Annotated in this window: 10 protein-coding genes; 9 read left to right on the top strand and 1 reads right to left on the bottom strand. The window is 38.6% G+C overall.

The window, feature by feature from the left end; all coding sequences use genetic code 11:
- Nucleotides 1-170 precede the first annotated feature (170 nt).
- From ppsA to CUN60_RS12110, 5 genes are all read left to right on the top strand, one after another.
- Entirely contained in the window at nt 171-2,561 is a 2,391-nt protein-coding gene (gene ppsA / locus CUN60_RS12130) for a phosphoenolpyruvate synthase (RefSeq protein ID WP_102952293.1), read from the top strand.
- The gene (gene fabF / locus CUN60_RS12125; RefSeq protein WP_102952292.1) at nt 2,561-3,793 is read left to right on the top strand and encodes a beta-ketoacyl-ACP synthase II; all 1,233 of its coding nucleotides are present in this window, start codon (nt 2,561-2,563) and stop codon (nt 3,791-3,793) included. Before ppsA ends, fabF begins: the two co-directional genes overlap by 1 nt.
- A 20-nt stretch (nt 3,794-3,813) precedes the next feature.
- The gene (locus tag CUN60_RS12120) at nt 3,814-4,041 is read left to right on the top strand and encodes an oxidative damage protection protein (protein WP_425266147.1); all 228 of its coding nucleotides are present in this window, start codon (nt 3,814-3,816) and stop codon (nt 4,039-4,041) included.
- Nucleotides 4,042-4,920 carry a UTP--glucose-1-phosphate uridylyltransferase GalU gene (gene galU / locus CUN60_RS12115; protein ID WP_102952290.1) on the top strand — a complete coding sequence of 293 codons (879 nt, stop codon included), beginning with the start codon at nt 4,042-4,044 and terminating at the stop codon, nt 4,918-4,920.
- A gap of 405 nt (nt 4,921-5,325) precedes the next feature.
- On the top strand, nt 5,326-6,057 hold the full coding sequence (locus CUN60_RS12110; RefSeq protein ID WP_158649421.1) for a hypothetical protein: 732 nt from the start codon (nt 5,326-5,328) through the stop codon (nt 6,055-6,057).
- A gap of 68 nt (nt 6,058-6,125) precedes the next feature.
- Here the strand turns inward: CUN60_RS12110 and CUN60_RS12105 are convergent, their stop codons facing one another.
- Complete coding sequence (locus CUN60_RS12105) at nt 6,126-7,337, bottom strand: aromatic amino acid transport family protein (RefSeq protein WP_102952288.1); 1,212 nt, start codon at nt 7,335-7,337, stop codon at nt 6,126-6,128.
- Between the two features lie 189 nt (nt 7,338-7,526).
- Here CUN60_RS12105 and CUN60_RS12100 point away from each other — a divergent pair, with 189 nt between their 5' ends.
- From CUN60_RS12100 to CUN60_RS12085, 4 genes are all read left to right on the top strand, one after another.
- A complete protein-coding gene (locus tag CUN60_RS12100; RefSeq protein ID WP_102952287.1) occupies nt 7,527-9,731 on the top strand; it encodes a UvrD-helicase domain-containing protein in 2,205 nt (734 codons plus the stop codon).
- Between the two features lie 7 nt (nt 9,732-9,738).
- On the top strand, nt 9,739-11,031 hold the full coding sequence (hemL, locus tag CUN60_RS12095; RefSeq protein ID WP_102952493.1) for a glutamate-1-semialdehyde 2,1-aminomutase: 1,293 nt from the start codon (nt 9,739-9,741) through the stop codon (nt 11,029-11,031).
- 233 nt (nt 11,032-11,264) lie between these two features.
- Nucleotides 11,265-11,939, top strand: a complete 675-nt coding sequence (locus tag CUN60_RS12090; protein ID WP_102952286.1) for an alpha/beta hydrolase — start codon at nt 11,265-11,267, stop codon at nt 11,937-11,939.
- A 69-nt stretch (nt 11,940-12,008) separates the two neighbouring features.
- The gene (locus CUN60_RS12085; RefSeq protein ID WP_102952285.1) at nt 12,009-12,758 is read left to right on the top strand and encodes an OmpA family protein; all 750 of its coding nucleotides are present in this window, start codon (nt 12,009-12,011) and stop codon (nt 12,756-12,758) included.
- The last annotated feature ends 24 nt before the right edge of the window (nt 12,759-12,782 follow it).

Below are 12,782 nucleotides of genomic sequence, written 5' to 3'. Positions count from 1 at the left end.
ATTATACGGTAGTCTTTGTCGCTTGAGTGATTTTTAACGACACCACTATAAGGATAATCTGTGATAAAATCAAATATTATTTTGTGGGTTGAATTTGGTTTTATTTAAATAATAAAATTAGATCAAAATATTATGGATAAAGACAAAAGATTTTCTTGTGGGGCTGTTATATGAAAAATATCATCTGGTTTGAAAATTTACGAATGGACGATGTTGGGCAAGTTGGGGGTAAAAATGCCTCATTGGGTGAAATGATTTCCCAGCTTGATAGCAAGGGCATTCGGGTGCCAGGTGGTTTTGCAACTACTGCTGAAGCTTATAAACACTTTCTTGAAAGTAACAATCTTAAAGCGCGCATAGATGCAGTGCTAGATAAACTCGATGTTGATAATGTGATTGAACTGGCTAAGGCTGGTAAAGAAATTCAGGGCTGGATTATGGATGCACCATTCCAGCCTGATTTTGAAAAAGATCTCGAAGTAGCCTATGAGGAGATGTTAAAACGTTATGGCAACGAAATTTCAGTTGCTGTTCGTTCGTCAGCAACAGCTGAAGATTTACCGGATGCCTCATTTGCTGGGCAGCAGGATTCATATTTGAATATCCGTGGTCTGGATAACCTTAAATCAGCAGTTAAGCAGGTATTTGCTTCATTATATAACGACAGAGCTATTGCCTATCGTGTGCATAAAGGGTTTGATCACTCGTTGATTTATTTGTCAGCAGGCGTACAAAAAATGGTGCGTTCAGATATTGGTAGTTCGGGAGTATTATTTACTGTTGATACCGAATCTGGGTTTGATCAGGTTGTATTTATTACATCTAGTTATGGTTTGGGTGAGTGTGTGGTTCAGGGGATGGTTAACCCAGACGAGTTTTATGTATATAAACCAAACTTAGTTAAGAAAAAACAGTCAATTATTCGTAAAAACCTAGGTAGTAAAGCCATGAAAATGGAATTTGCCGATGTTACAGTTCCGGGGAAATCAGTAAAAACGGTTGGGGTTCCAAGTCATGAACGGAATCAGTTCTCTATCAGTGATGCACATATTGTTGAACTAGGGCAATTTGCCATGATTATTGAAGAACATTATGGTCGTCCGATGGATGTTGAATGGGGTAGGGATGGTGTTGATGGTAAGATTTATATTTTACAAGCTCGCCCAGAAACCGTTAAATCTCAGGAAAATCTAGCAGGTAAACAAATTCGTTATCATTTAAAAGAGCGTGGTCATGTTCTTGTTGAAGGTCGTGCAGTTGGTCAAAAAGCAGCTACAGGTGTTGTTCGTTTGGTCAAAGATCATTCAGAAATGCATAGTGTAAAAGCAGGTGATATTTTAGTAACTGACATGACTGATCCTGATTGGGAGCCAGTAATGAAGCGTGCAGCTGCAATTGTTACTAACCGTGGTGGGCGCACTTGTCATGCGGCAATTATTGCTCGCGAACTTGGTATCCCGGCTATTGTAGGCTGTGAGAACGCAACTGAAGTATTGCAAGAAGGTCAAGAAATTACTGTTTCTTGCTGTGAAGGTGATACTGGGCATATTTACGAAGGTAAGCTGGATATTGATGTATTAGAATTAGATATCGGTAATATGCCTAAACTTCCGGTTGAAATCATGATGAATGTGGGTAATCCAGAGCTAGCATTTAATTTTTCTATGATTCCAAATGCGGGCGTGGGTTTAGCTCGCTTAGAGTTTATTATTAATCGTCAAATCGGGATTCATCCAAAAGCCTTACTTGAATTTGATAGCCTACCTGAGCCACTTAAATCAACAGTTGAAGAAAAAATTTCTGGTTATAGAAGCCCAGTAGATTTTTATGTGGACAAATTGGCTGAAGGTATCGCTACCATTGCTAGTGCTTTTTATCCGAAAAAAGTGATCGTTCGTTTGTCAGATTTCAAATCCAATGAATATTCTAATCTAATTGGCGGTAAACTATATGAGCCAGTAGAAGAAAATCCAATGATGGGCTTTAGGGGGGCTTCTCGCTATATTGCTCCTAGTTTTAGAGATTGCTTTGATCTGGAGTGTATGGCGATTAATAAAGTACGTACTTTGATGGGCTTTGATAATGTTACTATCATGATCCCATTTGTGCGGACAACTCAGGAAGCGAAAGAGGTTATTGAACTTTTATCAAATAATGGTCTTGAAAGAGGCAAAAATGGCCTTAATATCTATATGATGTGTGAAATCCCATCCAATGCGATTTTGGCTGAGAAGTTCTTGGATTATTTTGATGGATTCTCAATTGGTTCAAATGATATGACTCAATTGACACTTGGGATTGATCGTGACTCAAATGGGGCAATTGCGGCTTCTTTTGATGAAAGAAATGATGCGGTTAAAGCGATGTTACATCTTGCTATTAGTGCTTGTCGCAAGCATGGCAAGTATGTGGGGATTTGTGGACAGGGTCCATCGGATCATCCGGATTTTGCCCAATGGTTAATTGAGGAAGGGATAGAGACAATTTCCTTAAATCCGGATACCGTTATTGATACCTGGTTATATTTATTTGATCATTTAAACAATCAAGGAGCTAAATAATGTCAAAAAGACGCGTAGTAATTACTGGAATAGGGATAGTGTCTCCTGTTGGTAATGACTTGGCTACTAGCTGGAAAAATATCGTAGCTGGAGTTAGTGGAATTGATTTAATTACTCATTTTGATGCTACTAATCTTGCTACCAAAATTGCTGGTGAAGTTAAAGGTTTTTCTACTGACGGTTTTGTCGATGCAAGAGAAGCACGACGCATGGATAGATTTATTCAGCTGGGCATGGTAGCTGGAGTTCAGGCGGTTCGGGATTCTGGGATTGAAGACTGTAATATCGACAAGGAACGTGTTGGATTAATTATCGGTTCTGGGATTGGCGGCTTACCAAGTATTGAAGAAAATTCAATAACCTTGAAAGAAAAAGGTCCGCGCCGCATTTCACCTTTTTTCATTCCGGGTGCGCTAGGGAATATGATTGCCGGACAGCTATCTATTCTTTATGGTTATAAAGGTGTTAATTATGGTGTAGTTAGTGCCTGTGCATCAAGTAATCATTGTATGGGTGATGCTGCTCGCTATATTGAGTATGGTGATTGTGATATTATGCTTGCTGGTGGCGCAGAAGCTAGCATTTGTGCTGTTGGTATGGCAGGATTTAATGTGCTAAAAGCATTATCAACCCGTAATGATGATCCAAAAACAGCCTCTCGTCCATGGGATAAAGATCGTGATGGTTTTGTGATGGGTGAGGGTTCGGCTGTATTTGTGCTTGAAGAGTATGAGCATGCCAAAAAGCGTGGCGCAAAAATTTATGCTGAAATAGTTGGCTATGGTGCAACTTCTGATGCTAATCATATAACTGCTCCTACAGTTGATGGTCCGGCTCGTAGTATGCGGATGGCATTAAAAAATGCGGGTATTAATCCAGAGCAAATTGGTTATATTAATGCTCATGGTACTTCAACACCATTAGGCGATTTGAATGAGACTAATGCGGTAAAAGAAGTTTTTGGTGAACATGCTTATAAATTGTCTGTTAGCTCAACTAAATCGATGACTGGACACTTATTGGGTGCTGCTAGTGCGATTGAAGCTGTGTTTACAGTTAAAGCAATTCAGGATGGAATTATTCCGCCAACGATTAATATCTTTGAACAAGATCCAGAATGTGATTTGGACTATACTGCCAATGTAGCTAAAGAACGTTCTTTAGAATATGGAATGTCAAATTCATTTGGCTTTGGTGGTACTAATTCAACAGTAATTTTCAAGAAAGTTTAGAGCTTCGTATAATGGGAAAAATGATTAATTGCATAAAGTTAGGGGTTGAATCAGAAGGGCTTGATTTTCCTCCGGTGCCTGGAGAACTTGGGCAGAAAATATTGGATAATGTTTCAAAAGAAGCATGGCAGGCATGGCTTAAACAGCAAACAATGATAATTAATGAAAATCGTCTGAATTTATCTGAAGAAGCCGCCCGTAAATATTTACGCCAGCAAATGGAGTATTATTTTTTTGCAGGTAAGTAAATGGTTGCCAAAATAACTAAAGCAGTATTTCCTGTTGCTGGGATGGGTACGAGGTTTTTGCCTGCTACCAAAGCTTCACCAAAAGAGATGCTTCCTATTGTAGATAAGCCATTGATTCAATATGCTGTTGAAGAGGCGATTGATGCTGGTATTACCGAGATGGTATTTATTACTGGACGGAATAAGCGGACAATTGAGGATCATTTCGATAAGGCTTATGAGCTGGAAACTGAGCTTGAGCTAAAAAATAAGACTAAATTGTTGGAAATTGTCCAGAATATTTTGCCAAGTAATGTAAACTGTATTTATATCCGACAGGCTGAAGCTTTAGGTTTGGGGCATGCGGTATTGACTGCCAGCAGTGTTGTTGGTAATGAGCCTTTTGCAGTGATTCTTGCAGACGAATTGATTGATGCTAAGCCAGGTGCTTTAGCACAGATGATGGAAGTATATAAGGAGACTGAGTCTTCTGTTTTAGGTGTAAATGAAGTTGATCCGGCAGATGTTTCTTCGTATGGTATTGTCAAACTTGCTGAAAATGCAATGAAACATAAGAAGATTGAACAGATTGTTGAAAAACCTAAACCAGAAAATGCGCCATCTAATTTAGCCGCTGTTGGTCGTTATATCCTGACACCACGCATTTTTACTGAGTTGCGTAATACCAAACGTGGCATTGGTGGTGAAATTCAGCTGACAGATGCAATCTCTGAAGTTCTTCATTATGAAGCTATTTTTGCCCATGTTATTGAAGGTAAACGCTATGATTGTGGATCTAAACTAGGTTATCTTGAAGCCACCATTGGCTACGGGCTTAAACACCCTGAAGTTGGTGATGAATTTCATAATTATCTCAGGCAGTTACAGCTGGGGTTGTAAGCTATCTATCTTATCCGGGTTGATATTATGATTAATCCGGATCCTTTACCCTCTTCTTTATTCATTTTCGGTTTAGATTCTGGACTCTATAGTGTATCAAAGTGCAGCACTTTCCAGATGAAGTTATCAAGTAATTTTCTTTAATAATCTTTATCTATTTTCATTGAACATTATTTTCCTCAACTCTATTAACCGCAACGATTATCATTGTTTGTAAAATGGTTTATTGTGCAAATATATTGCAAATAAAGGATTATGTAATTAAAGTTTATTTCATAAAAACCATATTTTAAATGTTGACATTTCCTTTTGAGTTAAATTAAAATTACTAACTATGTGGTTATTTAACCATTCTATTAAAATGGTTAAATGATGGGATATAATTTTGATAAACTAAAAGGTAAAATGATGAAAAAAACGTTACTGATAATTCTATCTTGTGGAACTTTTGGGGTAGCTAATGCAGACTCGTTTCAAGATTTTAATAATAATGCTTTCTTGCAGTATGGTAACGTATATGTTAACCAAAATCAAGCTGGACAAGCTCAAGAATGGTCTGTTGGTGCTAACGTTCAAACAAAGAATAATATCTGGATTAATGCAATAGCAACTGGTATGCCTAATAATGATTCATTAGCAGTAAGTTTGCCTGGTTATAATACGACTTTAGGTGGATCGACTTATGGGCAGTTTCTGGCTACAGCAAAAGCTGGTTATGCTTTCCAGTTTGGCAATGGAAGTAGTAATGGCTTTCAAGTAATTCCCTATGCAACTTATACGTATGGTACATCGCTAGGTGCGATTAATCAGTATTACGGGCTTGGCGTGAAGCCGGAATATCGCTTTGGTTCTTCACTCAAAATCTCACTTGATATGACCGCATATGATGCTACCCAGGCTGGTGGTGGCGCAGGATTACAGCCAGCAACAGTAAACCCTACCTTCTGGGGGCAGACTAATAATGGATATATTCAGGATTTTAGATATACCATTAACCCTGAGGTTCAGTACGACATTGCCAAAACAATTTTATTAGGGGTTGGATATTCTTATGATAATTCATTTAATCAGCAGCAAACAACAATGAATGGTGCGGGTAATTCTACTCTTTATGCAAAAATTGGTTATTTGTTCTAATTTTTGTAGGTGCTTTCTTTTTGTGTTTTTCCTCTGCCGGTATTCCCTACCGGCCTTTTTACTGACTATCAGGCTACTGCTACTACGTGACTTCCACCATAGCTTGGAAAAATGGATAAATCATCTAGAACTTGTGCTGTAATCAGTGCGAATCCAATTAGGAGCATAATAATTTCCATTATTATGGCTTTTTTGAGCTTTTTCTTGTAAATTATACTAGCTGCAACCGGGATTAATGCGGCACCGATTTGAAACATATTTGATTGTTGGTATATAACCACGAATGCTTTTGGAAACAGAAGTGCAATTATAACTGGAATTAAAAATGCCATAAGCGTTGCGCCAAAACGAGTTATTGCAGTCTCTTTCCATTTTAATGCATCTATTACAAACGCTACTAGAGCAAAACCAATTGACAGAAAAGCAGTTAATACCGTAATCGCTGCAAATCCACCAACCATAGTAGAAATAATCGATGGAACACCTGGCTTGGTTAAGGCAAAATGCATTATATCGCCAATAGTTGCCAGATCAACAAACTTGGCTCTTGGTACTAATGAGAATATTAACATCATCCAGCCAACATAAGCTAGTGCCGGAATAATCATTCCTACCAAAACTGCTTTTTTGGCTTTCGCTGGGTTCCAGTGATTAATCTTTAATACCAGTGGTAAAACCATATGCATCATCCAGATACAAAACATTGTCGATGCGCCAGCTCCAAGATATTTTACTCCACTTGGTATAAATTCGAAAATCTGAGGATTAACCAAATGCAGTCCGAGAATAATTCCACCTATCAGAAGAGTAAATTTAATTGTAAAAATAACCCCATTAAGACGGCTTATAAAGCCAAGACCAATAACAAATGCAGGCATGAAGACTAGAAAGAAAATAATCATACCAATTTGAGAGGGAATATGTATATTAAAAATAGGCAGTACAGTTTTTACTAGTAGGTCACCACCTGCATTCACATATGCTGCAGCAAGTGAACCCATAGATAGCACGTTTAGTATTGCAGTTAGCCAGTAACCTTTCTTGCCAAAGTAGTCAACTGCCAGTGTTGCGGCATTTACATTATGATTGTCGTAGCTGGCATAAACATCAATGCTGACTCCAGCCATAAGAAAGGCAACTATAAAAGTAATTGAAATAAAGATAAATGTATTTACAATCCCGGGACCCGAGGCTAGAATTGGTAAAGCCAAGACCCCAGAACCAATTGCTGCTCCAGCAACCATAAACGAAGATAGTAGCAGTCTTTTAAAATCACCCACTATAAAGCCTTTGTTAAATTATTGTTATTACGGTATTGTAAGGGGATAGGTTCATTAAATAATACATGCATTGCACAAATCCAGATATTAAAATGAGAGTTCGGCAGGATTTGATGGGTTTATTATGTTAAAATAATTGATAATTATGAAGAAAAATAATCACATACTATATTAATTGGTCAAATTTTAATGAATGAACAGTCTTTACTAAATAATCTAAATGATGCGCAACTTCAAGCTGTTACTTATACCAGTGGCTCTTTGCTTGTCCTTGCTGGTGCTGGGAGTGGTAAAACTAAAGTCCTTACAACCCGTATTGCATGGTTAATAAAAAATGCTCAGATTGGGGTTAGTGAAGTTCTTGCGGTGACGTTTACCAATAAAGCCGCTAAAGAAATGCTTCATCGAATCGGAAGTATACTTCATATTGATACCAAATACATGTGGGTAGGTACTTTTCATTCAATCGCACTACGACTATTGCGCCTTCATTATCAGGAAGCTGGATTGCCAAGCGGATTTCAGATTTTGGATTCCCAAGATCAACAGTCATTGATTAAGCGCTTAATCAAGCACAATAATATTGATGAAGATCGTTATCCGGCAAAAGAAGTACAGGGTTTTATCAATTACCAAAAAGAGCAGGGGATCCGTGCTAGTGAGCTTTCTCCTGATAATTTGAAAAACAAGATTCTGATAGATTTGTATCTTTTATATGAAGAAAATTGTAATCGCGATGGTTTAGTTGATTTTACCGAGTTATTACTCAGGAGTTATGAGTTATTAAGCATGAATCTACCGTTATTAAACCGCTATCGGCAGCAGTTTAAGCATATCTTGGTTGATGAGTTTCAGGATACCAATGTTTTACAGTATAAATGGCTTCATCAGCTAGTCGGTGAAAGGACTATGATTTTTGCGGTTGGTGATGATGATCAATCAATATACTCATTTCGTGGTGCCAAAGTTGCCAATATGCATGCTTTTTTACGTGATTTTCAGGTAACTGAGCCAATCAGACTTGAGCAAAATTATCGTTCTACCCAAGTAATTCTTGATGCTGCCAATGCGGTTATTGATAATAACTCTGAGCGGATTGGTAAGAAGCTTTGGACGGAAAATCGTCATGATGAAAAAATTCGCCTTTATGAAGGATATACTGAAGAGGATGAGGCTTATTATGTGATTGATGAGATTCGCCAGTTGCATAATGCTGGAATTGAGCTAAATGAGATTGCGATTTTGTATCGTTCCAATGCCCAATCACGGGTTTTTGAACAACATCTTTATAATCGTGGGATTGCTTATCGGGTTTATGGAGGCTTACGCTTTTTTGACCGACAAGAAATCAAGCGAGTACTTGCCTATTTACGTTTGATTATTAATCCGAGCGATAATGAAGCATTTTTGCGCGTAGTTAATTTTCCAGCTAGAGGGATTGGCCCACGAACGATTGAACAATTACAGGAAACTGCTACTCAGTTAAAGCGTTCTCTTTTTGATACTGTGGATGAATTAACTGGTAAACTTAAAGTATCACTTAGCAAATTTACTGATTTGATAAGGTTGATGCAGATAGAAAGCAAGGTGCTTAATCTTGCGGAGACTATTAGCTATGTTATTGAAACTAGTGGTATTCGCGAACATTATGAGAATGATCCTAAAGAAGGCGAAGAGCGTATTGAGAATCTAAATGAGCTGATCTCGGCTGTTACTGGTTTTCAAGCTGAAGATACAACTAATCCGCTGGTTGAATTTTTGGCACATGCAGTACTTGAATCAGGTGATAATCAGGCAAATAGCTATGATTCTGCGGTTCAGTTAATGACGGTTCACGCTGCTAAAGGGCTTGAGTTTAAAGTAGTTTTTGTCGTTGGTTTGGAAGATGGTTTATTTCCGCATGAGAATTGCTTAAATAATCTGAAAGAAGTCGAAGAAGAGCGCCGTTTGATGTATGTTGCAATCACCCGGGCTAAAGAAAAGCTCTACCTCATGCGTGCATGTAGTCGCCTAATGTGGGGTAAGCGACTGGCTGCACCTATTTCCAGATTTGTTAATGAAATTCCGGCAGAGTTAATCAAGAATATTTCTGGAGTAAGTAAAATCGGCTATAGTGAGTTGTCTGGTTATTATGACCCAGCAGAGAGTAATTATAGTGGAATGCGAAACTCACGTGCTGAATTTGAACACCCAGAGACAAAAACCTCGCGAGTATCTTTGAAAGACAGTGATGTTACTCTCAAAATCGGTGATATGATAAAACATGCCAAGTTTGGCAATGGTAAAATTCTTCGCCTAAATGCAGATGGCAAAAAAATGACTGCTGAGATATTTTTTATCGGAATTGGTAAAAAAACACTGGATTTAAATATTGCAAATATTGAGAAAGTTTAAAAGAAAAATGTTAACAAATAAAGAGCTTTTTGAGCAAGCGAAGTTATGTATTCCGGGGGGAGTAAATTCTCCGGTACGCTCGTTTAATTCGGTTGGTGGGACACCATTTTTTACCGCTCGAGCAGAAGGAAGTAGTCTTTTTGATATTGAAGGTAAAGAATATATCGATTATGTTTGCTCGTGGGGAGCTAATATTGTTGGTCATGCCAATAAAACTGTCATTGCTAGAGTTACTGAAGCTTTAGCCAATGGCTTTTCTTATGGGACGCCAACAGAGCTGGAGGTGGTTTTTGCCAAGAAAATATGTGAATTGGTACCAAGTATTGACAAATTTCGCTTAGTAAGTTCTGGAACGGAAGCGGTAATGTCGGCAATTCGCTTGGCTCGCGGTTACACTCGGCGTAATTATATAATCAAATTTAATGGTTGTTACCATGGGCATAGTGATAGTCTATTGATTAAGGCTGGCTCGGGTTTACAGACTTTTGGTAATCCAAGTAGTAGTGGTGTTCCCGAAGAAGCTGTTCGTCATACATTGGTGCTTGAGTATAATGATACTGAGCAATTAGTCGAGGCTTTCCGGGTGTATCCAGAAGCGATCGCTGCTGTTGTAATCGAGCCTTTTGCCGGGAATATGAATCTGGTTCGTCCTACTTCTGAATTTATCCAGCAGCTACGTGAATTATGTACTAAAAATGGAACAGTGTTGGTTTTTGATGAGGTTATGACTGGTTTTCGGGTTGCTCTTGGTGGAGCGCAGCAACTTCTTGGAATTAAACCGGATCTGACTACAGTTGGTAAAGTAATTGGTGGCGGAATGCCTCTTGCTGGTTTTGGTGGTAAGGCAGAGATTATGGATTGTCTCGCGCCTATCGGTGGTGTTTATCAGGCAGGAACGCTTTCGGGTAATCCGGTTGCTGTGACTGCCGGACTTGCGGTGCTGGATCTGATTCAACAACAGGACTTTTATTTAAGATTGGCTAATAGTGCATCGTTACTAATGGATGGCTTAAAGAAGATTGCCAATGAAGAGGGCATTAGTCTTAGTGTGGACTCTGTTGGTGGGATGTTTGGTTTTTACTTTTCTGATCGAGTGCCACAAAGTTTTGCTGAAGTTAAAGAAGGAAATCAGGAATTATTTAACCGCTTTTTTCATCTAATGCTTGATCGGGGAGTGTTTTTTGCTCCGAGCATGTATGAAGCTGGTTTTATTTCCGCTGTTCATGATAGTCGAGTAATTGATAAAACACTTGCAATAGCTCGTGATGTATTCAAGATATTATATACTCAAACTGTTTGAAGTTACTGGGTTGTTGCTTCGCTTCTTACTTACTACTTGTAGGCTTCGTCGCTCGCGCCTACCATGAATCTTCAATCTGATTGAGTATAGTAACTACTAGGACTATTTCGCAATAGCTATGCTGCAAGGTTCCTTATGTACGTTTGTACACTGCGGCCATACTCTTGCTTCATATTCCGGCAATTACATGGCTTATCAATATGAGCAATTACATATTATAAAGGTTAAAATTAATGAGTAATAAATTAGAAACAAAAGTTGTATTAAATAAACCAGATGTAAAGCCCGTTGGCGCAGTCATCTGGATGCATGGTTTGGGTGCAGATTATAATGATTTTGTGCCAATAGTTGAGGAATTACGCTTACCTTTTTCATTAAAATTTGTCTTTCCGAATGCGCCAATTATTCCAGTGACAATCAATAATGGCTACCAGATGCGCGCTTGGTATGATATAACTGATTTTAGCAGTTTAACTCGAGAAGTTGATTCTGCCGGAATACTCGAAAATCGGGAGCGGATTCATCTATTAATCGAGGGTTTAATAAAAGAAGGATTTAAGCCAGAGGAAATCGTTGTTGCTGGGTTTTCTCAGGGTGGTGTGATGGCATATTATACTGGTTTGGGGCTCGATTATAATTTTGCTGGAATTATGGTTTTATCGGCATATCTACCAGATACTTCCTTGATAGATGTTGCCAAAATCCAACATAAATTAAAGATGCCTTTTTTAATCTGTCATGGGCAGCAAGACCCTGTTGTTAGCATAGCCTATGCTAAAGAGGCAGTTAAGTATTTACAATCGCTTGATGTTAATTATCAGTGGTTCGAGTATCCAATGCCGCATAGTGTATGTTATGAAGAGGTTGTAACAATAGCGAATTGGTTAGGGCAAATATTTAACTCTTAATTGCGGCAATATTCATCAATTGTGTATAATTGAGGGAGTTAGAACATAATTTACAATGCGGGGAAGGCGATGTTAAAGGCAAAAGTCTTATTGGTAATGCCGTTGTTACTATTGGGTGGAATAGCAGCTAGTAATGCAGATAATATGCCACCTGCAGGATACGTTTATTCTCCTGCATCTGGGTCAACGGTTGTAAAGACTTCATATCGGCAGTGCTTACACACGGCATACTGGGTGGCGGCTAATGGTATTGAGGAATGTGGTGAAGCTCCGGAAAAGCCTGAAGAGAAGAAGTATGTTACTAAGATGACCTCATTTATGGAGTCTGATACACAGTTATTTAGTTTTAATAGCCCTGAATTGTCTGTTGCAGGTCAGGCCAAACTAGGCGCATTTCTGGAGAATTTGGCTAAATCTTCCGCCGCAATTCATTCTATTACCATTCGTGGTTATACTGATATGATTGGTGGAGTGGATTATAATCAGCGGCTATCTCAGGAGCGTGCTGACGCAATAAAGAGTTATTTCGTGGAGCATGGTGGGCTTAATCCTGATACAATTGTGGCTGAAGGCATGGGGATGAAAAATGCTACGGCTTCTCCTGAGTGTTTCAAGAAGTATGGTAAAGATGATATTGATAAAATCAATTCAATTACTGCTCGTGAGAAGACTCAGCCTAAAGAAGAGCGTAAAAAAATGGATGAAGAGTTGAAGAAATTTGAGCAAAAACATGCTGAACTGGTTGCTTGTGCAGCACCTGATCGGCGAGTTGAAATCTCAGTTGAACAGACTAAACAGGAAGAAGTTCCCGTCGAATAACTAATACTTTTTGTGAATGTCCCG

It is taken from the genome of Aquella oligotrophica (assembly GCF_002892535.1).
In the GTDB taxonomy this organism is placed as follows: domain Bacteria; phylum Pseudomonadota; class Gammaproteobacteria; order Burkholderiales; family UBA11063; genus Aquella; species Aquella oligotrophica.
Note: the sequence above shows the minus strand (reverse complement) of the source record. Positions and strands in the feature narration are given on the sequence as shown.